Source organism: Blautia sp. HCN-20427, from assembly GCF_037890365.1.
Lineage (GTDB): Bacteria > Bacillota > Clostridia > Lachnospirales > Lachnospiraceae > Blautia.
The window spans coordinates 15,085-39,610 of record NZ_JBBKBX010000006.1; the positions used below are offsets into that span (position 1 = coordinate 15,085).

The following is a 24,526-nucleotide window of genomic DNA, read 5'->3' on the forward strand; positions in this document are numbered from 1 at the left end:
TACAATTCAGTAAGCCAGACTCGGGTGTGGTTTTATTATGTTGTCTTTTTATAATATACAGAAAAAGAGAGCTGCGCTGCAAATGCAGAGGCAGTTCCTTTATGGAGGATTTTTATGTATTTTAAACTAAATTTTAACAAAAATCTTGTGCTTATGTATGCCATTTCCCTGCTGCAGGGCATGGTTTTTTACGGTTCTGTTTCCACTTTGTACCGTCAGGCCGTGGGAGTCACGCTTTTTCAGATAACTCTTATGGAGAGTCTTTCCATGGTACTGACCATTGTACTGGAAATCCCCTGGGGAATTCTGGCGGATAAAATTGGGTATAAACGGACTTTTGTGATCTGTTCCTTTTTGTTTTTTGTCTCCAAGCTGGTTTTCTGGAGAGCAGACAGCTTCGCCGATTTCCTGACAGAGAGAATTCTTCTGGACGCAGTGATTTCCGGTTTGTCCGGGGTGGACACCAGTATTTTATACCTTTCTGCAAAGGGAAAAGATACCCAGCGAATCTTTGGATTTTTTAATACTATGTCCGTTGCCGGGCTTTTTCTGGCTTCGGGTATGTATTCCCTTTTTATTGGGAAAGACTATCGAATGGCAGGACTTCTGACAGCTGTAAGCTATGGCATTGCCGCTTTTTTGTCTCTATGGCTTACAGAAGTCCGGGAAGAAACAAAAGAGACGGAACGAAAAAACAGCTGGCAGATTTTTTTGTCAGACCCTTCCGGAACTGTTTGGCAGGAGAAACGTGACAGCCTTTCTTGTCAGCATGGCTCTGGTTTCAGAAGTGTACCAGATGACAACCGTAGTTTTAAATCAGCCGCAGTTTCAAAAATGCGGAGCCACAGACAAGCAGATTGGTCTGCTGTTTCTGCTTCTGACCATTTGTGAGATGACCGGCAGACTTTCTGCCCGGATTACCCAAAAAATCAGTGAAACGGCTATGTTTCTTGGGGCTTTTCTGATTCCCGGTATTTGCTGCCTTATTTTAGCAGGGACAAACAGTCTGGCAATTTCTGCTTTTGCTGTTATGCTGATTCAAGTCAGCTTTTCTCTTTTGCAGCCTTTGCAGACAGAAATGCAAAATCGTATGGTTGTGCCGGGACATCGGGCTGCCATGCTGAGCGTCTATGCGGTCTTTATGGATGGCACAGCTGCCGTAGTGGATTTGCTCTTTGGGAAGGCAGCAGATTTTCATTTGCCTTTGGCTATGCTTTTAGGGACATTGGCCTGCACTCTGGGGCTCTTTTTATACTGCCGGGGAAGCCGGAAAAAGAATACTATCTAAAACAGGAGAACATTATGCGTGACGGAAAAAGCTATCTGACCTTTATCATAGAAAAGCTGCAGCAGCGGCTAAAAGAGGTAGACTCCTCCATTTCCCAGGGACAAAAGGAAATCGAGGGAATGCATGAATACTACTGGGAAAACTATACGGAAATGGACCAGTACGGCTATGAAAATTTTGACAATCAGCAGGCTCTTCTCCAACAGGTAAATGCCAATCAGGAACAGCTTGCCTTAAAGCATCGTCTGGAGAGAATGTTGAACGCACCTTTTTTCGGCAGAGTGGATTTCTGCTATGAAGATGAAGACACTCCGGAGTCCTTTTATATCGGTATCGGGAACTTTTCGGAACAAACGGGACAGGTTCCCTATATCTATGACTGGCGGGCGCCTGTCAGCAGTCTTTTCTACGATTTTGACAAGGGTCCTGCCAGCTATGAAGCTCCGGCCGGCGTTCTGGAGGGAGAGATTCATTCCAAATGGCAGTATAAAATCCGCTGCGGAAAGATGATTTATGCGTTTGAAAGCGACATCAAAATTGATGATGACATTCTTAAGGCTGAACTGGGAAGCAATGGAGACGTACAGTTAAAAAACATTGTGCGCACCATTCAGAAAGAACAAAACGCCATTATCCGCAACACCAAGGATAAGATACTGGTGATTCAGGGGGCGGCTGGCAGCGGCAAAACTTCCATTGCCCTTCACCGGATTGCTTATCTGCTTTACCATGACCGGAAGCATATGAAATCCTCCAACATTTTAATTCTGTCTCCCAACAGTGTATTTTCCGACTATATTTCCCATATTTTGCCGGAACTGGGAGAGGAGAATATTCAGGAAATGAGTTTTGATTTATTTGCCTACCGGGAACTGCGGGACACAGTCATAGACTGTGAGGACCGTTATGACCAGATTGAAAGAGAACTCTCATGTCCGGACGCAGAGGCACAGGACCGTCTGCACCGGAAACAGTCGGAGGAATTTCTGGGGCTTACAGAAGTTTTTCTGGCAAATCTGGAAGACAGTCTCATGGACTTCTACGAAGTTTCTTTTAAGGGGATTGTGAAAACAGAAGCAGAACTGGTAAATCTCTTTTATTTCAAATTTCAGGATCTTCCTCTGCTGTCCCGTATGGAGGCTATTTTGGAACATTTTACAGACGAATATGAAACCTTATACAACCGCCGCCTTTCCGAAGAAGAGGAGGAAAAACTCAGCCAGGAATTTATGGGAATGTATGCGACCAGAGACTTGTATGTGCTGTACAGCCAGCTTTTAGAGGAATCCGGATTTGCACCTTTGCCCCATGTCTCCTATGAAAAGAGAGTGCTGGCCTATGAAGACGTTTATCCCATGCTGTATCTGAAATACCGCTTGTATCAGAAAAAGGGACAGAAAAACATCAAGCATCTGGTGATTGATGAAATGCAGGATTATTCTTTTCTGCAGTATACCATTCTGGCAGAACTGTTCCCCTGCAAAATGACCATTCTGGGGGATTGTGCCCAGACCATGGAGGAGCAGCAGCAGGACGTCTTAAAATTCCTTCCTGGTATTTTAGGACGCCATACCAGAACCATTGTGATGAATAAAAGTTACCGAAATACCGTGGAGATTGCCCGGTATGCCAACAGGCTGGCAGGGCTTACGGATATGGAACTTTTGGAACGACACGGAAAAGAAGTTGAAGAGCAGAAGTTTGCCTGTCAGGAAGAGGCGCTTAAAAAGGTGCTTTCCCATCTGCAGCAGGAGAGCCCTTATGAAACAACAGCTGTTCTGACCATGACAGAACAGGAAGCCCTCATGGCGTATCAGTATCTGAAAGAGTATTTTCAGGACATTTCTTATATTGACCGCAACAGTTCCGCTTTTCAAAAAGGCATTACCGTAACCACCTTTTATCTGGCAAAAGGGCTGGAGTTTGACCGGGTCTTTGCCCTTGGACGAAAAGAAAAAAACGGACTGCTTTTGCAGGCAGAATACATCTGCGCTACCAGGGCGCTGCATGAACTTTATATGTATGAAAGCTGACAGATATCTGATAAGAGGAGTATGCGCATGAATAGAAGTGAACAACTAAGCCTTTTGTTTACAGAAGATTACCGGATTATAGATTTTCTGCCAAGAGCTGTTTCTACAGGAGAAGACAGCTTTTATGAAGAGGCGGAGCAGTATTTTCTGCAAGATCGACACCTGCAGGAATTTTGTGATAAAACCATAGCCATTGTACTGAAAATACTTTGCTATTTTCCTTTTGAAATTTATGTGGAAGAGTACAAACCCCTGGTCAATAAGCGGGAAGGATGGCTGAAAGACAAACGGTGTGAAATGATAGTAAAACTGCTGAAAAAAGTGATTTTGAAAAAACGGGGACAGATAGATATTCTGCTCGGAGGAGAAGATTCTATTATCAGTATCAGCGGCGGTGTGTTAAGCATTGCCGTGTACCACGAAAGTGAAGCGCTGAGAGAACTTCTGGAAAAAATCGTAACCACAGAGGGCCTTTATTACTGGAAATACCGGGTCTGAGTGATTCGTAAAACAAAGGAGAAAAATATGCGGAGAGAACTGGATTTAAATGCTGTCTCAGACGGAAAACTGTACCGCCAAAGTGACATGGTAAAGGCGGGCTGCAACGACTGCAAAGGCTGCTCAGACTGCTGCCGCGGAATGGGGGATTCTATTGTTCTGGATCCTTTCGATGTCTATCAGCTTTGCAGTCATCTGGAACAAAATTTTGAAACACTTTTGTCTTATGCTTTAGAACTTCGAATGGCAGACGGACTGATTCTGCCCAATCTGAAAATGGCAGAAAAAGAAGAACAGTGCCCCTTTTTAAAAAACCAGGGACGGTGCAGTATTCATGCTTTCCGTCCTGGTTTTTGCAGAATGTTTCCTCTGGGACGCATTTATGAGGAGGATTGTTTTCACTATTTCCTACAGGTACATGAATGCAGACAAAACCCAAAAACAAAGGTGAAAATCAGCAAATGGCTGGGGATATCAAGGATACAGGAGTACGAAAGATTTGTGCTTCAATGGCACACCTTTCTGAAAAAAGCAGAAAAAATCGCTGCACAATTTCAGGAGGAAAGTGCTGTGAAAAATGTCTGTATGTTTATTTTGAAAACTTTTTATCTGACGCCGTATAAAGCAGAAGCTGATTTTTATGAACAGTTTGAAGAACGGCTGAAAAAGGCGGAAATATATTTTTTTTGAAATCAGAATACGAAAAAAGGAGTTGTCACATGGCGTAACAGACTCCTTTTTTCAATATCTATTTTAGGATTCTTACTTATTCTGCAGAATAGGTATATCCTGTTACAGAAGTCTGTACACCAGAACCCTCTGCTGCAACTTCATCAACAATAACTGCAGGTTTTTCATAAACTTTATTCATAATCGTAGCCCTCCTAAAGTCATAGCTGTGCTGTGTTTTGTTTCGGCTAGATTATATACAAAAATTTGTTAAGTGTACTTTTTCCGCTGCTTCTTATTGAACATTCCCACTGCAATCAGTACAATTCCAATAGAAATAAACTGAGAGGTAGACAGCATTCCTACGGTTCCTCTGTCATCAGAACGGAGAAATTCTATGAGGAAACGGCCTATTCCGTAAAGCAACAGGTACAAGGCTCCTGTGTTTCCGGTCTTTTTGCTGTGCCTACTGTAAATCAGAAGCACCGCCATAATCAGAAAATCTCCCGCAGAAGACAACAACTGTGTGGGAATCAGAGGAACACCTGCCGGGGCAAAGCTGCCCTCAGGAAAGGTCACACCCCAGAAAGCATCGGTTTCTCTGCCATAGCAGCATCCTGCCAGGAAACAGCCGATTCTTCCAAATCCCTGGGCCACAGCAATGGAGGGGGCCAGCAAATCAAAATATTCCAAGAAAGAAAGTTTTTTTCTGTGACAATACAAAATCGCGGCTAGTACACCTGCAATGATTCCTCCGTACACAACAAAGCCTTCTGTTCCCAGCACCTGCATAGGGTCTTCCAAAAAGCGGTCAAATTCCACCAGCACAAATAACAGCTTTGCACCTATAAATCCTGCAAGAATACTGAAAATAGCAATATCCAGAACCGCATCCTCTTTCAAATGGTGCTTTTTTGCACGGTACGTTCCCATGAAGATACATACCAGAATCCCCAGCGCAATCATCAGCCCATATCCATGTATGGTAAGCGGTCCCACGGAAAATAATTCATTTTTCATACTTTTCTGCTCACTTTCCTATGTTGAATTTTTTATGTGTCTGTTTCATTATAACATCTTTTTTTGTAAAAAGCATCATTGTCTTTTTCTATAAGATAATGCTATACTTACAGACAGAAACTGCTGTCATTTTTCATTTAATTTAAACTTATCAGAAAGATAAACTTATCAGAAAGAGAATACCTATGAAAATATTACACACTGCTGACTGGCACATCGGAAAACTTTTAGAAGGCAAAAGCCGTTTGCAGGAACAGGAAATGGTTCTGGAACAGTTTGTCCGCATTGCCGACGAAACACAGGCTGACGTAGTCTGCATTGCCGGAGACATTTTTGATAACGGTCATCCGTCAGCCGGGGCAGAGGCCCTTCTATACCGGACTTTAAAAGATTTAACTGCACAGGGAGAGCGACTGGTAGTCATGATTGCCGGCAATCATGACCAGCCCTCTCGTCTGGAAGCCATTGCGCCGCTGGTTCGGGAGCATGGCATTATCCTTTACGGAACACCGCAGACCCGTATTGCTTCCGGGTTTTATGGCCACTTTGAAATTACATCTTTGGATGCCTGTACTTTTTCGTTTTCTCATAAAGGAGAAAAGGCCGTATTTGTCTGCGTCCCGTATTTGAGTGAAAAATCTTTAAATGAAGTGTTATACCAGGCAGGGGAGGAGGAAGAAAAAAAGGCACAGGACTATGCCCGAAAAGTAGGTGCTTTTTTCAAAGAAAAAGCCCGCTGGTATCAAGAGGATACTATCAATCTGCTGATGAGCCATGTATTTACTCTGGGAAGCATTAAAGACGGTTCTGAGCAAGGGATGGTGCTGGGAAATAGTTATCTGCTGCCGCCTGAGGTATTTCCACCGGCTGTCCAGTACGCGGCTCTGGGGCATATACACAGGCCACAAAAAGCTGTCGGAAGTCAGGGACGGATTCGTTACAGCGGCTCTATTCTTCCCTATCGCCTGCAGGAAACTGTTATAGCCAAACAGTGCTGTCTGGCAGAGCTGCATCCCAGACAGCCGGTACAGGTACGGGAAATTTATTTGGATAATCCGAAGCCCATCGAAAAATGGGTGTGCCAAAGCTACGAAGAAGCACTGGAAAAATGCAGGGAAAATCAGAACCGTCCCTGCTATGTGTATCTGCAGATTTATACAGAAACTTATATACGGGAAGAACAGCTAAAAGAACTGAAAAAGTACAAAGATGACATTTTAGAGGTTCTTCCCCTATTTCCTGAGCAACAGGCAGAACAAAACATGGAACGGTTTGCAGAAAAAAGCTTTGAAGAATTATTTTTAGGATACTATTTGGAGAAAAAAGGAACACAGCCGGAGCAGGAAGTCCTGGATATGCTTCGGGACATTCTGGAAAAGGAGGTACAGCCATATGCGACCAATCAGGATGAAGCTGAAAGGACTTAACAGTTTTTTGGAACCTCAGGAAATTGATTTTGAACTTTTAACCAGCCGTGGGCTTTTCGGTATCTTTGGTCCTACCGGAAGCGGAAAAAGCAGTATTCTGGACGGTATGACACTGGCGCTTTACGGAACCACAGCCAGAAACAGCGCCAATTTTATCCATGTGAGTACAGATAAGGCTTTCGTGGAATATACTTTTTCTGTAAAAGAGAAAAAGGAGCGGATTTACCAGGTGTTCAGAAGCTTTAAACGCTCCAAAGAGGGAACTATCCGCAGTGACAGCGCCCGTTTTGCAGAACTGACAGAAGGAAAGGCCGAAATTCTGGCAGATCGCGTAGGAACTGTAAATGAAAAGTGCAGAGATGTACTGGGGCTGTCCAGAGAAGATTTTTTCCGCACCGTAGTTCTTCCCCAGGGAAAGTTTTCAGAATTTCTAAAGCTGGAAGGTATGGAGCGCAATAAAATGCTGGAGCGGCTGTTCCATCTGGAAAAATACGGAGAACAGCTGGCAGGTCTGGTAAAAGACCGGGCTTTACAATGGAATGGAAAGATGCAGGAAAATGAGGGTGCACTTTCCCGTTACAAAGAAATCCGGCCAGAGGATGTACAGGATTTACAGGAAAAAACAAAGCAAATCCGGATTCTGTCAGAAGAAAAAGCCGCGGCGCTTAAAATAGCCAGGGTACAGCTGGAACAGGGGCAGAAATTTGCCGCCCTGGAACAGGAATCGCTGGAACTGGCGTCTCAGGCAGCCAAGCTGAAAGCGCAAAAAGAAGAAATGGATTTTCTTCAGGAAGAAGAAAAACAGGCACAAACGGCCAATCAGCTTTGGATATATCTGCAGGAAGCCCGCAATACAAAAGCAGCCTGGACATCGTCCCAGACGAAACAGGAATTGCTGAAATCCACTTTGACCGAAAAACAGACAGAAAGCGAGAAACTCCGAAACGCAAGAGAAAAGATCCAGCTTCAGGTGCAAGAAGAATTGCCGCTTTTCAGGCTGGAGCAGGCAAGACTACAGGAAGCCGTATTGCTTTTAAACCGCAGGCAAAAGACAGAAGCACAATGGACAGAAGCAAAAAATGCGGCTCAAAAAACAGATAGCATTTTAGAAGATTCCGGTCAGAAGATGGAAAAGCTGCTACGGGATATGGAACAGCTGAAATCTCAGAAGGAAGCTTTGACTCTGGAAATAGAAGCAGTAACCATGACGGCAAAGCAGCAGCAGGAAACGGAAGAAGGATACCGCCTTACCATGGAACAACAGGCTCTGTTGGAACGCAAAAAGGGTATAACTGCCCAACAAACAGAACTAGCAGAAAAAGAGCAAAAGGCCAAAGCAGAAAAAATACAGACCCTTCAGCAGTTGGCCAAGAAAGAAGCGGATTTACAGAAACAAACAGACAAAGCGACGTACATCCTGGAAAGGCAGAAAGCACTTCCCGAGGCAGAAGCCCAAAAAGAACATCTCTTGCTGGTAAAGACTGAGCAGGAAAAAGCCGCCATTTTGCAGCAGAGTATGAAAGAACAGGAAACACTGTGCACAGATTTCCGTCAGAAAATCGCTGAAAAAACCGCTGAAAAAGAAAAAGCGTTTGAAAAAAGAGCGATGTTAGAAAAACAGTACCTGGATAATCTGTCAGCCATACTGGCCTCAGAACTGAGAGAAGGACAGCCTTGCCCTGTATGCGGCAGTATTCACCATGAAAAAACAGTTTCCCAGACAGAACAGGGCAGCCTGACACAGTTTGCCGAAAAAAGACAGCTGACAGAACAGCATTTTCAGAAGCTGTCAGCAGAACTTTCCCGTTTGGAACTGCAATTGGAAAACAGCCGGAACATGAGACAGAGCGCTTGGGAAAATTTACAGAACTTAAATGCCGCTTTCCTGAACGAAAATCTGCAGGAACTGGAAACAAAGCTGGAGACTCAAAGAACAAAAAGAACGGCCCTTGAGCAGGCATTTGCCCAATCCCAGGAACAGCGCTCTCTTCTGGAAACAGAGATTCTGACGCTTCAGACACAAAAGGCCAGAGCCGAAACAGAACAGATTCACCACAATACCCGGCAAAAAGAATTGCAAAATGAACTGCTGGCACTTACACAAAGCGAAGTGCAACAGCAGAAGCGGATTTTGGAATTAAAAAAGCGAAATCAGACAGAGGATTTTCTTCAGGCCTACAAGGAACTGCAAAATAAAAATCGTCTCCGGGAAGAAAAACAAAAACAGCTTTTTCTTTTAGAAACTGCCATCCAGGCCCGTATACAAAATAAAGAAAAAGGTGATCTGCTGATTCAGAAAACCAGAGAAGACAAGGCACGGCTGGAAATGCAGATGAGTCAATATGAACAGAAGCTGAAAGAACTGACCGAACAGATTACAGAAAAATCCGGTTCCTGCAAAGATCCCCAAAAGCGCTGCCACGAACTGGAAACCATCATGGAAGAAATCCAACAGTCCTGTACCAGGATAACTGCACAGGCGGAAAAAGCACAAAAAGAAGAAGAACAGCTCTGTCGGGAATATGCGGCCAACGAAGCGCTTACCCAGGCTTTGCTGACTGACTGCCGCCAAAAGCAGAACCTTTTGCTGGAAAAAATGGAGGAGTATCAGATAGCAGAAGAGAACTGGATAGAAACTCATCAACGGGCAGAGACAGAACTTCTTGCTATGCGGGAAAAAGCAGAAAATTATCGGGAATCCTGTCTCCGGGTACAGCTGTGTCTGGAAACAGTGAAGCAGCAGAAATCAGCGCTTCCCCAGCCAAAAGAACCCCTGTCTGTTCTGGAAACAGCCGTCTCTGTTCTGGAAAAAGAAAGTTCCGATACCGTCCGGGAACTTGGCGGTCTAAAACAGCAGCTGCAGCAGCTAAAACAGGCTCTAAAAGAAAAAGAAAAACTGGAGGCAAAGAAAAAAGAGATTACTCACACACTGGACATTCTCTCTGAACTGGAAGGTCTGTTCCGGGGCAAACGGTTTGTAGAATACGTTTCCAGGTACTATCTGGAATACGTCTCCAGAGAAGCCGATGCCCAGTTAAAAGAAATGACTGGCAGCAGCTACGGCCTGGAAACCGACGGCAGCGGTATGTTTATTATCCGGGATTATAAAAACGGCGGGGTTTCCAGACCCGCCTCTACGCTCTCTGGCGGAGAAACTTTTATGGCTTCTTTGGCGCTGGCCCTTGCCTTATCTTCTCAGATTCAGATGAAAGGCGCCGCCCCTCTGGAATTTTTCTTCCTGGACGAAGGCTTCGGCACACTGGATGAAACTTGTCTGGATGTGGTTATGGAATCTCTGGAAAAAATCAGAAACCGGCAGAGAAGCGTGGGAATCATCACCCATGTGGAAGACATTAAGGCGAGAATTCCCATGCATCTGCTTGTAGAACCGGCCCGCATGGGCGAAGGGGGCAGCCGGGTTCATATTGAAGAAGCTTAGGCCGCAAAAGAAGACAGCCTAGCGCTCATCCTTACTATTTTCAAAAATCGGGGCGATTCTGGTAGAGTGATTGTGTTTCCGGAAATCTCCCAGAGTCTGCCGGAAAGTAGTTCTGCGCAGACGATAGGTATTGTGAAGAAAATACACAAAAGAGGACATTTGCTCAGCTTGGGAAACCGTACTTTCATTTGCAGATGTCCTTCTTTCAGATAAGTCAGGTGATGTCCGCTGACTTCCTCCTCCTGTTTATAACCATGGTGTTCCAGTATCTTTTGGGCTTTTGCCAGTTCTTCCCGTGCAGGGATGTAAAGGTCCACATCTCCCAGCTTTCGCTGTTCCGGCATGTGAACATTTCAACTATGATTATGCCTGGCACTCGCTCCTGTACCGCATGTTCCGGAAAGGGATTTCCCGCTTTACTTCCAGATATGCGGACTATCTTGTGACGTTGACGGAACGGGATACGAAAAACTACAGAATGCGCCGGGAGCAGATACTGATTACCGTAGGCCGTCTCACGCATGTAAAAGGTATCGATATGCTGGCAGAACTTGCACCCAAAGTTTTAAGCCGTCATGAATACTGCATGCAAGACTTTGCGGGAAGCTTTTTCCAAAAACACAGGAAAAGTCCAGGATAAATTTGCACCCGCCTGTATTTTCAGGCAATGGGAAATCCTTCTCCAGCAGCTTTCCGCACTTTCGGATGAATGACTTGGACCGCAGCCGCTTATGGAAAGAGCCTGCGTATCTGCCGCTTATCAATATCCGTGATTCTCTTTAAGGGAATCCCCGCGGCGGCAAAGGCCTTATTCTTTAAGCGGTCCCGCTTTTTCGCATCTCTGGTTTCATGAGTGCTGTCATCTAATTCAATGACAAAAAGTACATATAAATCCCTATCACAAATAACAAAATCCACATGCTTCTGGGCAATTTTATGAAAATATTTCATGTACTGTTTTTTATCCGTTACAGAAAGCAAATCTTTTACACCAACCTTGGGACATATGATATAATGATACTCATCAGCCACTTCTTTTAAGAGAAGATAAAAGCGGTATTCTCTTTTGGTGAGCAGATGTCTGGCTGCATAGGGATAATAATTCTTTTTGCGATACAGCACCAAGGTCAGCACCAAAAGCAGGAGAATACCCACGCATGGTATATACAAAAGATGATTCAACTGTCTGTACCTCCGTAAAATGAATATACAAAGCGAATGTATGTTCGCCTTTCTTCCATTTTAAATCATTTCAACCAAAATTGCAAGGAGAAAACAAAAATGATTACACATGAGGAAATCGAAGAATTTATCTGCCAGTATCCGGTCTATCAATACGCCTTTTTCCCGCCAGAAGAAATTGAATTTTCCTTCCGGGTACGCTGGATTTGTGAAAAAGAGTGTGAACGGTACAATTCCACCTGGGCCTGTCCGCCTGCTGTGGGAAGCGTAGAAGAGTGCCGGAAGCGCTGTCTTGGCTATCGGGAATGTTTCTTATTTTCCACCATTGCAGAAGTTTCTGATGTCATTAATTTTGAGGAAACGCTGGCTACCCGGAAAGAGCACGAAGCCATTACCGCTGCCATTGAAAGTTTTATACGACAGCAGGGCAGTGCGTGCATGGCCCTTTCCACAGAATCCTGCGACATCTGCGAATCCTGCACCTTTCCCCAGGGGCTTCCCTGCCGTTTTCCGGAAAAAATGCACCCCTGTGTGGAAAGTCACGGAATCATCGTTTCTGAGCTGGCAGAAAAATATGATATGGAATTTACCTTAAGCGCCAATCAGATTCTGTGGTTTGGTATTCTTTTCATCAACTAGACATATGCTGTAAGGAGAAGACGTTCCAGGGGCATGAAGGTGAAAGGAAAACTGAACGAATTCACAGGCCGGTTAGGGGACTCCCTGCAGATTCCCAAAGACCTTTCCTACAGAGAATCTGTACTGACTCTCACCGGTTCACGGGAACTGTATATTGAAAATTATAAATGTATCCGCCAGTATCAGGACACCTGTATTATCCTGCTGTCCAGACAAAATAAAATTCAGATAGAAGGCAGCCATCTGGTGATTGCTTACTACACAGATGTAGAAATGAAGATAACCGGCAATATCTGCAGAATTTTATTTTTATAAGGGAGGTTGCACCTTGCAGGACTGGAAATACTACCGCAAAGGGTATGTGCGCATTCAGGTACAGGCGGACAGCCCGGAGCGGTTTTTGAATTTGTGCGCTTATCACAAAATCCGTGTCTGGAATCTGCTGCAGAACCATAACAGCTATGAAATGAATCTGACGGTAAAAGATTTTTACAAACTGAAAAATATTTGCAGGAAGACCCATACACGGGTGAAAATTACAGGAAAATACGGACTGCCCTTCTTTTTTTACCGCAGCAAAAAAAGAAAGGCGTTTTTTATCGGCATTTGTCTCAGTCTTTTCCTGGTAGCTGCCCTTTCCCGCCATATCTGGAACATTCATGTGGAAGGAAATGTACATAACAGCACCCAGACCATTCTGCGTTATTTAGAAGAGCTTCAGATAGAACACGGCGTTCTGAAAAAAGACCTGGACTGCGCCTGGATTGCCCAAAAGCTGCGGGCAGAATTTCCCGATATCACCTGGGTATCTGCCCGGATTTCCGGCAGCAGACTGATTCTGGAAATTCAGGAAAATGACAACATCTATGAAAAAAAACAGCAGAAACCATCTGCATGCGACCTGATTTCCACCAAAACGGGGCAGATTGTTTCTATGATAACCCGCACCGGCACACCCGTAAAAAAAACAGGAGAGACCTGTGTAAAAGGGGAAGTTCTGGTCCGGGGAACTCTGGATATTCAAAATGACAGCAAAGAAATTATCCGCCAGGAATATACCCTGGCAGACGCTGACGTTCTGGTGGAATATCCGCTGCAATATTATCACGCCTTTTCCATGAAATACGAAAAACCGGTCTATACCGGCAAAGAAAATAAAGGCTATCTGCTGCAGCTGGGAAATTACTGTCTGAATACAAAGAAAAACGTTTCCTGGCAGGAATTTGACACCGTGACGGATTTAAAGCAGGTTCGCCTGACCGAAAATTTCAGACTTCCCATTTACTATGGAACCAGCACAGACTGTGCCTATGAAACCCGTATTTTCACTTATTCGGAACAGGAAGCCAAAGAACGGGCCACCCTGCATTTAAACACGGTTTTACAAAGTTTAACGGAAAAGGGGGTTCAAATATCTGCAAATCATGTTAAAATAGGAATACAGAATGGAATCTGCACTGCCAAAGGGACCGTGTCGGTAATTGAAGAAGCAGGACAGCAAATCCCTGTACAGATTCCAGAGCAGCCGACAGAAAGGAATACAGACTTAAATGAGTAATATTTGTGAAGAAAAAATGGAATTGCCTGCAGAGCATGAGAGAAATGTGTTTGGTCAGTTTGATGAGCATGTAAAAAAACTGGAGAGAACCCTGGGCGTCACTGTGATTTCCAGAGACGGGCAGATTAAAATTCTGGGTCCAAAGCCATCCTGTGACCAGGCCGTTAAAATACTGAAAGAATTTCTGGAATTGTCCCAGAGAGGAAATACCATTACCCAGCAGAATGTGAATTACGCCCTGTCATTAGCCATGGAAGAGAAAACCTCTGCCATCACGGAAATTGACCGGGACTGCATCTGCCATACTTTAAACGGAAGACCTATTAAGCCCAAAACCCTGGGTCAGAAAGCCTATGTAGACGAGATACGAAAAAAGATGATTGTATTCGGCATGGGCCCTGCAGGAACGGGAAAAACGTATCTGGCTATGGCTATGGCTATTACCGCTTTTAAAAATGACGAAGTGGGCAGAATTATTCTCACCCGTCCCGCCATTGAAGCCGGGGAGAAGCTGGGCTTTCTGCCGGGGGATTTGCAGAGCAAGGTTGACCCTTACCTGCGTCCTCTCTATGACGCCCTGTACGAAATCATGGGAGCCGAAAGCTTTGCCAAAAACATGGAAAAGGGGTTGATTGAAGTCGCTCCTCTGGCTTATATGAGAGGACGTACCCTGGACAATGCCTTTATCATTCTGGACGAAGCCCAGAACACCACACCGGCCCAGATGAAAATGTTCCTGACCCGTATCGGCTTCGGCTCTAAGGTCATTGTCACAGGAGACCTTTCCCAGAAGGATTTGCCCTCCGGTACCCGTTCCGGTCTTGATGTGGCCCTGCGTGTTCTTCGCAAAGTAGAAGATATTGCCTTCTGCGAACTGACCAACAAAGACGTGGTGCGTCATCCGCTGGTGCAGAAAATCGTACAGGCTTATGACGATTACGAGAAAAAAGAAAAGCCGGAAAAGAAAGAAACACGAAAAGAAAAATTCGGCAGAACTGACAGGAGAAGATGAGTATGACTTTAAATATTGAGATGGAATACGAAACCCCTCTGGAATTTGACTGGGAAGACATTGCCCGCAAAGTTACAGAGGCAGCCCTGGACTATGAACACTGCCCTTATGAGACAGAAATCAATCTGGTTTTGACCGGAAATGAAGAAATTCAGCGTACCAACCGGGAATTTCGGGACATAGACCGCATTACCGATGTGCTGTCTTTCCCCATGCTGGACTTTGATGCACCGGGGGATTTTTCCCATGCAGAAGAAGACGATTCCTGTTTTCACCCGGATACCGGGGAACTGCTGCTTGGTGACATTATGATTTGTATTCCCAGAATGCAGGAGCAGGCCCAAAGCTACGGTCACGGACAGATTCGGGAATTTGCCTTTCTCATTGCCCACAGTATGCTACATCTCATGGGCTACGACCACATGACGCCGGAAGAAGCAGCCGTTATGGAAAAGAAGCAGGCAGAAATACTGGAAAACCTGGAAATTACCCGGTAAGAAAGTGAATAAAGAAAAAAAATCAGCCGATACTATATTCTGAAAAGATATGGAAACAACGATTCAGATAAGGGAGGTTCTTATGAAAAGAATAATCTATAGTGTCGGCTTTTTTCTTATTGTGTTGTTCCTCTGCACTGGTTTTATGCTCAGTTATCAGGTAGCGGATTTAAAAGACCGGATTTACGACCTGGAGGAAAGCAGCGCCCAGGTACAGCAGCAGGTGTCCGCGGTTTCAGCAAATCCTAAAGGACAGGATTTTATTTTTCAGCGCTATGAGGAGGGAATCTTAAAGCAGGAGTGCTACCGCATCACCGCTTATGGAGAACAGCGGGTGATTCTGCGCCGGGAAAATACAGAAACAGTATCCGAAAATGCCAAAGAAGGGTATCAGCTCCGGCTGGAAAACGGCTGCGTAGTCGTATATGAAAAGGCAGACAACACGGTTTTTGAATATACGGATATTCCGCTGGAGGCTCTGCCAAAAGATTTGCAGGCAGAAGTTCTTCTTGGAAAAGACCTAAAGACACTGGACGAACTGTACAGCTTCCTGGAAAACTATTCCAGCTGAAAAATCACCGTCTGGACGAATGGGTAAAAATAGTGTACTATTAGAACAATACGAAAAGAAACAAATGAGGTACCGTATAAGATGAATGTTCGAGAAAAACTAAAAGACAAAAAGCGCATTGTCATTAAAATCGGTTCTTCCTCCCTGACCCATCAGGAAACCGGAAGACTGGATTTGATAAAAATGGAAATTCTGGTAAGGGAACTGGCCGACCTGCACAATCAGGGAAAAGACGTGATTGTGGTATCCTCCGGAGCCATTGCCGTGGGGCGGGCCGTTATGGGCCTACATGAAAAACCCACCAAGCTGGCACAAAAGCAGGCATGCGCCTCTATCGGACAGGCCCGTCTGATGATGATTTACCAGAAACTGTTTGCGGAATATAACCAGACCGCCGCACAGGTGCTGATGACGAAATATACCATGATTAATGATACCACAAGAGAAAATGCCAGAAACACGTTCAACAGTCTGCTGGAAATGGGGGCCATTCCTGTGGTAAACGAAAACGATACGGTTTCCACCGATGAAATCCAATATGTCAATACCTTTGGGGACAACGATACCCTGTCCGCTCTGGTGGCAGCTCTTACCGGAGCGGATATGCTGATTCTGCTCTCAGATATTGACGGACTGTTTACCGATGACCCTAATGTAAATCCAGATGCCCGTTTTATTGACGTGGTAGAAGAACTGGATAAGCATTTTCTGGAAATGGGAAAAGGCTCTTCCGGCAGCAGTGTGGGAACCGGAGGCATGGCAACAAAGCTGGCGGCAGCACAGATTGCGGCAGCAGCAGGTACGGATATGGTGATTGCCAATGGCTGTGATTTCCATGTCATTCACAAAATTATGCAGGGCCGAAACCATGGCACTTTGTTCCTTTCCCGTGACCGGAATGAGACAGGGCTGCAGGAAATGTTTGAAAATTTATAAAGGAGTACTACATATATGAATCAGGAAAAAATCAACAGAATCAATGAGCTGGCGAGAAAGTCTAAAAGCGAAGGACTGACACCGGCAGAGAAGGAAGAACAGAAAAAACTTCGTACCGAATATGTTGCCACCATCCGCATGAACTTAAGAGCACAGCTGGACAACATCAGCGTACAGGAAGAAGACGGCAGCATTACGAATTTAGGTGAAAAATATGGTCTCAAAAAAGGAAATTAGAAAATACATTTTCGCTCAAAGGAAAGAAATTTCCATAGAAGAAGTGGAAAAAAACAGCCGGCTTATCTGTGATACCGTGACTTCTCTGCCGGAATTTCTGGCAGCAGAGTGTGTCTATGCCTATGCGGATTATAACAAAGAGGTGAGCACCAGAGGCATTATAGAAGAGGCTTGGAAAGCAGGAAAGAGAGTGGCTGTACCGAAAGTGACGGGCGCTCACGAAATGAAATATTATTATATCACCTCCTTTGACCAGTTATCTCCCGGATATTTCCAGATTCCGGAACCGGAGGAAGGAGCGGAAGCTCAGGAAGAAAATGCTTTTCTCATTGTCCCGGGTGTCGCTTTTGACAAAAACCGCCACCGGGCCGGATATGGACAGGGATTTTATGACCGGTATTTAAGTATGCATCCAAAGCATAAGACAGCGGCCATTGCGTTTGAATTTCAGATAGTAGAGGAAATCCCGGCAGAAGCCACAGATATCTTTCCGGACAAAGTTGTGACGGAAAAGCGAGTGATAGAATAGCGGAAGAGTAAAACGGTTGTAAATAGATGGGATAGACAAAGCTGCCGGTTCCCTGTCACTGCCTCGTCTCCATCATAAGCAGAAACAATTTCATGTCCCGTTGGTTTCAGATACTCGCAAATAGCTTCATTCGTTCTTTTATCGTCTTCAACAATCAATATTTTAGCCATATACACACCTCCAGGTTTCCGTTTATACCCTCCATATGAAAAGAGTATGAAATTCAAAACTTAATTTTACTATATAGCATAAATGGGCAAATCAAAACAGCAAAAAATGTGATACACTTGCTGAAAAAGAACGTATTGATGATATTATCCGAAATGTAGAGAAGGAGTACACTATATGCATATAAGAAAAGCTGAAAGAAAAGATTTATCAAGAATCGCTGAAATTTTTGTTTTCAATAACCGCACAAACTTTTTCCCGATTTTTAAGGACCCTGAATTTTCTTTTAAAGAGCTGCAGGTAGTTCCCTTGGTTGACCATTATTTCGGAAAAGAAGAAATTCTAAACACAATTTACGTTTATGATGACGGACTGATAAAGGGCTTTATTCAAATCAGCGGATTAGAAATCTGTAAATTGTATATAGATACTTTTTTTCAAAGCGCAGGAATCGGCAGTGCGCTGATAGAATATGCAATCCGAGAGCACAGAGTTCGCACCCTATGGGCCTTGGAAAAAAATAAACGGGCTGTTTCTTTTTATCAAAGACATGGATTTCTTTTGAACGGGCAGAAAAAATTGGAAGAGGGAACGATAGAATATCTGGTGCAGTTAGAGCGATAAACGTCAGAAAAATCGGTTGAAAAATTCAAAACGATACTATATACTTATAAAATAATGCCCTGAAAGGACTTAGGAAAATGGAAAACAAAGAACTGATTTTTGACAGTAACATAGATAAATTAATTGAAAGTGCAGATTTGACAAAGGAGGCTCCCACAGAAGAACCTTACCGCCAGTACTGGTTTATGAAGAAAGCAAGACAGCTTGTAAACGAAAAATCGAAAGAACTGAACCGGGATTTAACTTTCTGTGTCAATACGTTCGGCTGCCAGATGAATGCCAGAGATTCTGAAAAACTGGTAGGAGTACTGGAGCGTATCGGCTACGTGGAAGCCCCGGACGAAAATGCAGACTTTGTCATTTACAACACCTGTACCGTGCGGGAAAATGCCAATTTGCGTGTTTATGGACGCCTTGGTTATCTCCACAGTCTGAAAAAGAAAAATCCACATATGCTGATAGGGTTGTGCGGCTGTATGATGCAGGAAACCCAGGTAGTGGAAAAGCTGAAAAAGAGCTATTCCTTTGTAAATCTGATTTTCGGTACCCATAACATCTACAAATTCGCCGAACTGGTGGTATCTGCCCTTACAAATGACCGCATGGTCATTGACATCTGGAAGGATACGGATAAAATTGTGGAAGACCTGCCAAGCGAGCGGAAATACCCCTTTAAATCAGGGGTGAACATTATGTTTGGCTGTAACAATTTCTGCAGCTACTGCATTGTTCCTTATGTGCGCGGACGGGAACGCAGCCGGAATCCGAGGGATATTGTAAGAGAGATTGAACATCTGGTGGCCGACGGCGTGGTAGAAGTTATGCTTCTCGGTCAGAACGTAAATTCCTACGGCAAAACTCTGGAAGAGCCTATGACATTTGCGCAGCTTTTACAGGAGGTTGAAAAAATCGAAGGATTGGAACGTATTCGCTTTATGACCTCTCATCCCAAGGATTTATCCGACGAATTAATTGAAGTCATGAAAAACAGTAAAAAAATCTGCCGCCACCTGCACCTGCCGCTTCAGTCCGGCAGCAGTGAGATTCTAAAGAAAATGAATCGGAAATATACCAAAAACCAGTATTTGGAGTTGGTGGAAAAAATCCGCAAAGCCATGCCGGATATTTCTCTGACTACGGATATTATTGTGGGATTCCCCGGGGAAACAGAAGAAGATTTTCTAGAAACGGTAGACGTGGTGGAAAAAGTGCGCTATGACAGTGCTTTTACTTTTATTTATTCCAAGAGAACCGGTACTCCGGCTGCAGCTATGGAAAATCAGATATCAGAAGATGTGGTAAAAGACCGTTTTGACCGTCTTCTTTCCCGGGTTCAGGAGATTGGAAGAACCATGTCGGCTCGGTATACGGGAACAGTACAGGAAGTTCTTGTAGAAGAACAGAACAGCCAGGACACACATCTGATGACCGGAAGGATGTCTAACAATCTGTTGGTGCATTTTGAAGGGGATACTTCCCTTGTGGGAACCATTTGCCAGGTACGATTAGATGAATGCAGAGGCTTCTATTACATGGGTACGAAAGTAGGATAAAGACAGAATGGGAATTTCGATAAAAGATGTAGATGTATCATCTCTGTCACCGATGATGCAGCATTATGTAAAGACAAAAGAAGAGTACAGCGACTGTATTTTATTTTACCGTTTAGGTGATTTTTATGAAATGTTCTTTGAGGACGCACAGACAGTTTCAAAGGAACTGGAGCTGACTTTAACAGGAAAAGACTGTGGTATGGCAGAAAGGGCGCCCATGTGCGGTGTCCCTTTTCACGCCGCAGAGGTTTACATCAACCGTCTGATTAGCAAGGGGTACAAAGTGGCTGTCTGCGAACAGGTAGAAGACCCCAAACAGGCCAAAGGTATTGTAAAAAGAGAAGTTATCCGCGTAGTGACACCGGGAACTACCTTAAACACCCAGGCGCTGGACGAAACAAAGAACAATTATATTATGTCTGTGGTATATCTTTCCAACCGCTTTGGCATTGCCATTGCTGATGTTACCACAGGCGATTTTATGGTGACGGAAGTGGAAAATATCCGCAAGCTGCTGGACGAAATCTACAAATTTTCTCCTGCTGAACTTTTATGCAACGAGGCATTCTGCATGTGCGGCGCCGATATGGACGAACTGAGAAACCGTCTGCACATTTCCGTATCCACACTGGAAAACTGGTATTTTGATGACGAGCTGTGCGCCCGCACTTTAAAGGAGCATTTTCATGTGGGAACTCTGGAAGGGCTGGGTCTGAAGGATTATGCCTGCGCCGTGATTGCGGCAGGGGCGCTTTTTTCCTATTTGCTGGAGACTCAGAAAACTTCACTGGAACACATGCGGGCTATTACCCCCTACATTACCGATAAGTATATGCTCATTGACAGTTCCACCAGACGTAATCTGGAACTGACAGAAACCATGCGGGAAAAAGGCAAGAGGGGTTCTCTTCTCTGGGTTCTGGACAAGACAAAAACTGCCATGGGGGCCCGTATGCTCCGAACCTTTTTGGAACAGCCTCTGATTGATAAGGACGAAATCAACGGACGGCTGGATGCCGTCGAAGAAATCAACCGGCATGAAATGGATCGGGAAGAACTGCGGGAATATCTGAATCCCGTGTATGACATGGAACGATTAGTCAGCCGTGTCAGCTACCAGTCCGCCAATCCCAGAGATATGATTTCATTTAAAACCTCCGTTGGCATGATTCCCCATATCAAAAAGCTGTTAGAACCTTTTACTTGCGGGGAATTAAAAAAAGTTTATGAAGAAATGGATGATTTGAAGGATTTGTACGACCTTCTGGATATTTCCATTGTGGAAGACCCGCCTCTGGCTATGAAAGAGGGCGGTATTATTAAAGAAGGATATCAGGAACAGATTGACCATTTCCGTGAGGCCAAAACCAAAGGAAAAACCTGGCTGGCGGAATTGGAAGCTTCCGAAAAAGAGAAGACCGGAATCCGCACCTTAAAAGTAAAATACAACAAAGTGTTCGGCTATTATCTGGAAGTTACCAATTCTTTTAAAGATATGGTGCCGGATTATTATACCAGAAAACAGACGCTGACCAACGCGGAACGATATATTACCCCTCGTTTGAAAGAACTGGAGGATATGATTTTAGGCGCAGAAGACAAGCTGTATGCTCTGGAATACGACGAATTTGTGAAAGTCCGCAATCAGGTAGCAGCTCAGGTAGAACGGATTCAACGGACAGCCAAGGCCATTGCCCGGCTGGACACCTATCTTTCTCTTGCCCTTGTGGCCTCCCGCAATCAGTTTGTGCGGCCGAAAATCAACACAAAAGGGGTCATTGACATCAAAAACGGACGGCATCCAGTTGTGGAAAAAATGATTTCCAATGATATGTTTATTCCCAATGACACTTATCTGGACAATGGCAAAAACCGGATTTCTGTCATTACCGGCCCGAATATGGCTGGAAAATCCACCTATATGCGACAGTCTGCCCTGATTGTACTTATGGCGCAGATTGGCTCCTTTGTCCCGGCAGATAAGGCAAATATCGGGATTGTAGACCGGATTTTCACTCGTGTTGGAGCTTCCGATGATTTAGCCAGCGGTCAGAGTACCTTTATGGTAGAGATGACGGAGGTCGCTAATATTCTCAGAAACGCCACCTCCAAGAGTCTTCTGATTCTGGACGAAATCGGCAGAGGAACCAGTACCTTCGACGGCCTGTCCATTGCCTGGGCAGTGATTGAGCATATCAGCAATACAAGGCTTTTAGGCGCCAAAACCCTGTTTGCCACCCATTATCACGAACTCACCGAACTGGAAGGCAAACTGGCGGGAGTGAACAATTACTGCATTGCCGTGAAAGAACGGGGAGATGATATTGTCTTTCTACGGAAAATTGTAAAAGGCGGAGCAGACAAAAGCTATGGTATCCAGGTAGCCAAGCTGGCCGGAGTTCCCGACACGGTTATTGACCGGGCAAAGGAGCTGGTGGAGGAACTGGTCAGCGCAGATATTACGGCTACGGTAAAAAATATTGCCTCAGAAAACAGAAAACCAAAGACGAAGCCGGCGGTACACTATGATGAAGTGGATATGGAGCAGATTTCCCTTTTCGACACCGTAAAAGACGACGATGTTCTGGAAGAATTAAAATCCATCCAGGTGGACGAACTGCGGCCCGTAGACGCTCTCAACATTCTATACCGGCTTCAGAACAAGCTGAAGAACAGATGGTGATAAAAAGTGAGAAAAATTGCGGTCTTAGACCAGAATACGATTGATAAAATTGCGGCAGGGGAAGTGGTAGAGCGCCCTGCCTCTGTGGTAAAGGAACTGGTAGAAAATGCTGTGGATGCAGGAGCTACTGCCATTACTGTAGAAATAAAGGAAGGCGGGATTTCCTTTATCCGCGTAACAGACAACGGCGGAGGCATTGAAAAAGAGCAGGTGCCTCTGGCCTTTCTGCGTCATGCCACCAGCAAAATTGAAAAGGTAGAGGATTTGCTGCAGATTTCTTCTCTGGGCTTTCGCGGAGAGGCACTGTCCAGTATTTCTGCGGTCTCCCAGATGGAAGTCATTACCAAAACCCCGGAAGCCCTGACGGGTGTGCACTATGTCATTGAGGGCGGAAGAGAAAAGGCACTGGAAGAAGTGGGGGCGCCAAACGGCACCACCATGCTGGTGCGAAACCTGTTTTTCAATACTCCGGCCCGAGGAAAATTCTTAAAAACCGCCATGACAGAGACGGGATACGTCAGCGGTTACATGGAACAGCTTGCCCTGTCCCATCAGGATATTTCTTTTAAATACATGGTAAACGGTCAGACCAAGCTGCATACCTCCGGCAATTCCAATCTAAAAGATGTGATTTACGGCATTTACGGCAGAGACATTACCAGAGAACTGGTGCCGGTTGCTTTTGAAAAACCCGGTATTTCGATTGAGGGTTTTATCGGGAAACCCGTGATTGCCCGGGGAAACCGGAATTTTGAAAATTATTACATCAACGGCAGATATGTAAAGAGCAAAATTTTGATGAAAGCCATTGAAGAGGCCTACAAGCCCTATATGATGCAGCATAAATATCCTTTTGTGTGCCTGCACTATGACATAGAAGGAGAGGAGATTGACGTCAATGTCCATCCCACGAAAATGGAAGTGCGCTTCCAGAATCAGGGGGCCGTCTACAATGCCACTTATGATATGATTACCGCCGCTTTGTCCCACCGGGAAATGATACCGGAGGTGGAACTGGAAAAGCGAACCGAACCGAAACAAGAAAAAACAGCTCCGCCGGAGCCTTTTGAAACCGGATATAAACAGCAGGCAAAGAAATGGGAGAGCAGCATAAAAGAAGCAAAGACCCCTTACGTGGCAGCCGATTTAAAGCCAGCCATCCAAAAGCCTTCCATACCGGTTCCTTCTGTGCCTCAAACAGGACTTCAACCGGCCATGGCAGAGCCGGCACGGAAAGCAGCCACGGTAAAAAGCGAACTGCCAGGCAGTGTACGTCCCCAGACAGAAGTACACACACCCACGGTTTCTGAAAAACCATCTGTTTCTCCCGAAAAGCCTGTCCAGATGGAGCTTTTTGACGACCGGCTTTTATCCAAAAAAGCACGGCTTCACCACCGGATTATTGGGCAGCTTTTTGAAACTTACTGGCTGGTGGAATATGACAATAAATTTTATATCATTGACCAGCATGCAGCTCATGAAAAAGTTTTATACGAGCGTTTCATGAAAGAATTTGCCAACCGGGAAATTGTAACGCAGATGGTTTCGCCGCCCCAGGTGATTTCTCTGAATCTCCAGGAAGACCTGCTTTTGAAAACCCACATGGAACTTTTTAAAAGATTCGGTTTTGAAATCTCGGAATTCGGCGGCAGAGAATACAGTATCCACGGCGTACCCGCCAATCTTTACGGCATTTCCGTCCAGAATTTCTTTGTAGAACTTCTGGACAGCCTGGAAAACGAAAATGCCAGGCAGCCGCTGGATATTCTCACCGGACGCATTGCAACCGCTGCATGCAAAGCTGCGGTAAAGGGAAACAACACCCTGTCTGTGCAGGAAGCAGACAAACTCATTGACGAACTTTTAGGACTGGACAATCCATATCACTGTCCTCATGGAAGACCCACCATTATCTCCATGACCAAATACGAACTGGAAAAGAAATTCAAACGGATTGTGTAGG

Annotated in this window: 23 protein-coding genes and 1 pseudogene; 21 read left to right on the plus strand and 3 right to left on the minus strand. The window is 44.8% G+C overall.

Annotated features, from left to right (window positions below; all coding sequences use genetic code 11):
* Window positions 1–153 precede the first annotated feature (153 nt).
* The 5 genes and pseudogenes from WKT17_RS05020 to WKT17_RS05040 all read left to right on the plus strand — a co-directional run.
* A pseudogene (locus WKT17_RS05020) lies at window positions 154–609 on the plus strand (MFS transporter); the annotation flags it as partial.
* A gap of 13 nt (window positions 610–622) precedes the next feature.
* Window positions 623–1,288, plus strand: coding sequence for an MFS transporter (locus tag WKT17_RS05025; RefSeq protein ID WP_330027378.1), 666 nt, complete (start codon window positions 623–625; stop codon window positions 1,286–1,288).
* A gap of 14 nt (window positions 1,289–1,302) precedes the next feature.
* Window positions 1,303–3,321 (plus strand): HelD family protein, encoded by a 2,019-nt coding sequence (locus tag WKT17_RS05030; protein WP_291683607.1) that lies wholly within the window; start codon window positions 1,303–1,305, stop codon window positions 3,319–3,321.
* A 27-nt stretch (window positions 3,322–3,348) separates the two neighbouring features.
* The gene (locus WKT17_RS05035; protein WP_173749561.1) at window positions 3,349–3,819 is read left to right on the plus strand and encodes a hypothetical protein; all 471 of its coding nucleotides are present in this window, start codon (window positions 3,349–3,351) and stop codon (window positions 3,817–3,819) included.
* A 27-nt stretch (window positions 3,820–3,846) separates the two neighbouring features.
* Window positions 3,847–4,509: a YkgJ family cysteine cluster protein gene (locus WKT17_RS05040; protein WP_291683608.1), complete on the plus strand. Its 663-nt coding sequence runs from the start codon at window positions 3,847–3,849 to the stop codon at window positions 4,507–4,509.
* 249 nt (window positions 4,510–4,758) lie between these two features.
* On the opposite strand, the gene WKT17_RS05045 is transcribed toward WKT17_RS05040, so the two are convergent.
* Window positions 4,759–5,508, minus strand: coding sequence for a prolipoprotein diacylglyceryl transferase (locus WKT17_RS05045; protein WP_173749559.1), 750 nt, complete (start codon window positions 5,506–5,508; stop codon window positions 4,759–4,761).
* Between the two features lie 185 nt (window positions 5,509–5,693).
* On the opposite strand from WKT17_RS05045, the gene WKT17_RS05050 reads away from it, so the two are divergent.
* Together WKT17_RS05050 and WKT17_RS05055 are read left to right on the plus strand one after the other, a co-directional pair.
* Window positions 5,694–6,935: a metallophosphoesterase family protein gene (locus tag WKT17_RS05050; RefSeq protein ID WP_173749558.1), complete on the plus strand. Its 1,242-nt coding sequence runs from the start codon at window positions 5,694–5,696 to the stop codon at window positions 6,933–6,935.
* Entirely contained in the window at window positions 6,901–10,374 is a 3,474-nt protein-coding gene (locus WKT17_RS05055) for an SbcC/MukB-like Walker B domain-containing protein (RefSeq protein WP_294580913.1), read from the plus strand. Before WKT17_RS05050 ends, WKT17_RS05055 begins: the two co-directional genes overlap by 35 nt.
* Here the strand turns inward: WKT17_RS05055 and WKT17_RS05060 are convergent.
* Window positions 10,371–10,718, minus strand: a complete 348-nt coding sequence (locus WKT17_RS05060) for a hypothetical protein (RefSeq protein WP_294462009.1) — start codon at window positions 10,716–10,718, stop codon at window positions 10,371–10,373. The genes WKT17_RS05055 and WKT17_RS05060 overlap by 4 nt on opposite strands.
* A gap of 98 nt (window positions 10,719–10,816) precedes the next feature.
* Between WKT17_RS05060 and WKT17_RS05065 the strand changes: the two genes are divergently transcribed.
* Window positions 10,817–11,014, plus strand: a complete 198-nt coding sequence (locus WKT17_RS05065) for a hypothetical protein (RefSeq protein ID WP_294462005.1) — start codon at window positions 10,817–10,819, stop codon at window positions 11,012–11,014.
* Window positions 11,015–11,103: 89 nt separating this feature from the next.
* On the opposite strand, the gene WKT17_RS05070 is transcribed toward WKT17_RS05065, so the two are convergent.
* On the minus strand, window positions 11,104–11,556 hold the full coding sequence (locus WKT17_RS05070; RefSeq protein ID WP_291683802.1) for a DUF2726 domain-containing protein: 453 nt from the start codon (window positions 11,554–11,556) through the stop codon (window positions 11,104–11,106).
* Window positions 11,557–11,655: 99 nt separating this feature from the next.
* Between WKT17_RS05070 and WKT17_RS05075 the strand changes: the two genes are divergently transcribed.
* From WKT17_RS05075 to mutL, 13 genes are all read left to right on the plus strand, one after another.
* Entirely contained in the window at window positions 11,656–12,195 is a 540-nt protein-coding gene (locus WKT17_RS05075; protein ID WP_173749554.1) for a DUF2284 domain-containing protein, read from the plus strand.
* A 33-nt stretch (window positions 12,196–12,228) separates the two neighbouring features.
* Window positions 12,229–12,510, plus strand: a complete 282-nt coding sequence (locus WKT17_RS05080; RefSeq protein WP_180211132.1) for a YabP/YqfC family sporulation protein — start codon at window positions 12,229–12,231, stop codon at window positions 12,508–12,510.
* A 13-nt stretch (window positions 12,511–12,523) separates the two neighbouring features.
* Window positions 12,524–13,753 (plus strand): sporulation protein YqfD, encoded by a 1,230-nt coding sequence (locus WKT17_RS05085; protein WP_173749552.1) that lies wholly within the window; start codon window positions 12,524–12,526, stop codon window positions 13,751–13,753.
* Entirely contained in the window at window positions 13,746–14,765 is a 1,020-nt protein-coding gene (locus tag WKT17_RS05090) for a PhoH family protein (RefSeq protein ID WP_173749551.1), read from the plus strand. Before WKT17_RS05085 ends, WKT17_RS05090 begins: the two co-directional genes overlap by 8 nt.
* A 2-nt stretch (window positions 14,766–14,767) precedes the next feature.
* Window positions 14,768–15,262, plus strand: a complete 495-nt coding sequence (ybeY, locus tag WKT17_RS05095; RefSeq protein ID WP_294542486.1) for an rRNA maturation RNase YbeY — start codon at window positions 14,768–14,770, stop codon at window positions 15,260–15,262.
* A gap of 82 nt (window positions 15,263–15,344) precedes the next feature.
* The gene (locus WKT17_RS05100) at window positions 15,345–15,833 is read left to right on the plus strand and encodes a hypothetical protein (protein ID WP_173749549.1); all 489 of its coding nucleotides are present in this window, start codon (window positions 15,345–15,347) and stop codon (window positions 15,831–15,833) included.
* 81 nt (window positions 15,834–15,914) lie between these two features.
* On the plus strand, window positions 15,915–16,769 hold the full coding sequence (gene proB, locus WKT17_RS05105) for a glutamate 5-kinase (protein ID WP_291683779.1): 855 nt from the start codon (window positions 15,915–15,917) through the stop codon (window positions 16,767–16,769).
* A 15-nt stretch (window positions 16,770–16,784) separates the two neighbouring features.
* Window positions 16,785–17,006 carry a DUF896 domain-containing protein gene (locus WKT17_RS05110; RefSeq protein ID WP_294542488.1) on the plus strand — a complete coding sequence of 74 codons (222 nt, stop codon included), beginning with the start codon at window positions 16,785–16,787 and terminating at the stop codon, window positions 17,004–17,006.
* On the plus strand, window positions 16,984–17,535 hold the full coding sequence (locus tag WKT17_RS05115) for a 5-formyltetrahydrofolate cyclo-ligase (protein ID WP_173749546.1): 552 nt from the start codon (window positions 16,984–16,986) through the stop codon (window positions 17,533–17,535). Before WKT17_RS05110 ends, WKT17_RS05115 begins: the two co-directional genes overlap by 23 nt.
* Window positions 17,536–17,880: 345 nt before the next feature.
* A complete protein-coding gene (locus tag WKT17_RS05120) occupies window positions 17,881–18,327 on the plus strand; it encodes a GNAT family N-acetyltransferase (RefSeq protein WP_173749545.1) in 447 nt (148 codons plus the stop codon).
* A 77-nt stretch (window positions 18,328–18,404) separates the two neighbouring features.
* Complete coding sequence (miaB, locus tag WKT17_RS05125) at window positions 18,405–19,880, plus strand: tRNA (N6-isopentenyl adenosine(37)-C2)-methylthiotransferase MiaB (protein WP_291683773.1); 1,476 nt, start codon at window positions 18,405–18,407, stop codon at window positions 19,878–19,880.
* Between the two features lie 7 nt (window positions 19,881–19,887).
* Entirely contained in the window at window positions 19,888–22,563 is a 2,676-nt protein-coding gene (mutS, locus tag WKT17_RS05130; protein ID WP_294542490.1) for a DNA mismatch repair protein MutS, read from the plus strand.
* Window positions 22,564–22,569: 6 nt separating this feature from the next.
* Complete coding sequence (mutL, locus tag WKT17_RS05135) at window positions 22,570–24,525, plus strand: DNA mismatch repair endonuclease MutL (RefSeq protein ID WP_173750167.1); 1,956 nt, start codon at window positions 22,570–22,572, stop codon at window positions 24,523–24,525.
* The last annotated feature ends 1 nt before the right edge of the window (window position 24,526 follow it).

Bases quoted from the DNA above. Each gene is read 5' to 3' on its own strand.
- WKT17_RS05025 (WP_330027378.1), top strand. From the start codon at position 623: ATGGCATTGCCGCTTTTTTGTCTCTATGGCTTACAGAAGTCCGGGAAG.
- WKT17_RS05030 (WP_291683607.1), top strand. From the start codon at position 1,303: ATGCGTGACGGAAAAAGCTATCTGACCTTTATCATAGAAAAGCTGCAG.
- WKT17_RS05035 (WP_173749561.1), top strand. From the start codon at position 3,349: ATGAATAGAAGTGAACAACTAAGCCTTTTGTTTACAGAAGATTACCGG.
- WKT17_RS05040 (WP_291683608.1), top strand. From the start codon at position 3,847: ATGCGGAGAGAACTGGATTTAAATGCTGTCTCAGACGGAAAACTGTAC.
- WKT17_RS05045 (WP_173749559.1), bottom strand. From the start codon at position 5,508: ATGAAAAATGAATTATTTTCCGTGGGACCGCTTACCATACATGGATAT.
- WKT17_RS05050 (WP_173749558.1), top strand. From the start codon at position 5,694: ATGAAAATATTACACACTGCTGACTGGCACATCGGAAAACTTTTAGAA.
- WKT17_RS05055 (WP_294580913.1), top strand. From the start codon at position 6,901: ATGCGACCAATCAGGATGAAGCTGAAAGGACTTAACAGTTTTTTGGAA.
- WKT17_RS05060 (WP_294462009.1), bottom strand. From the start codon at position 10,718: ATGCCGGAACAGCGAAAGCTGGGAGATGTGGACCTTTACATCCCTGCA.
- WKT17_RS05075 (WP_173749554.1), top strand. From the start codon at position 11,656: ATGATTACACATGAGGAAATCGAAGAATTTATCTGCCAGTATCCGGTC.
- WKT17_RS05080 (WP_180211132.1), top strand. From the start codon at position 12,229: ATGAAGGTGAAAGGAAAACTGAACGAATTCACAGGCCGGTTAGGGGAC.
- WKT17_RS05090 (WP_173749551.1), top strand. From the start codon at position 13,746: ATGAGTAATATTTGTGAAGAAAAAATGGAATTGCCTGCAGAGCATGAG.
- ybeY (WP_294542486.1), top strand. From the start codon at position 14,768: ATGACTTTAAATATTGAGATGGAATACGAAACCCCTCTGGAATTTGAC.
- WKT17_RS05100 (WP_173749549.1), top strand. From the start codon at position 15,345: ATGAAAAGAATAATCTATAGTGTCGGCTTTTTTCTTATTGTGTTGTTC.
- proB (WP_291683779.1), top strand. From the start codon at position 15,915: ATGAATGTTCGAGAAAAACTAAAAGACAAAAAGCGCATTGTCATTAAA.
- WKT17_RS05110 (WP_294542488.1), top strand. From the start codon at position 16,785: ATGAATCAGGAAAAAATCAACAGAATCAATGAGCTGGCGAGAAAGTCT.
- WKT17_RS05115 (WP_173749546.1), top strand. From the start codon at position 16,984: ATGGTCTCAAAAAAGGAAATTAGAAAATACATTTTCGCTCAAAGGAAA.
- WKT17_RS05120 (WP_173749545.1), top strand. From the start codon at position 17,881: ATGCATATAAGAAAAGCTGAAAGAAAAGATTTATCAAGAATCGCTGAA.
- miaB (WP_291683773.1), top strand. From the start codon at position 18,405: ATGGAAAACAAAGAACTGATTTTTGACAGTAACATAGATAAATTAATT.
- mutS (WP_294542490.1), top strand. From the start codon at position 19,888: ATGGGAATTTCGATAAAAGATGTAGATGTATCATCTCTGTCACCGATG.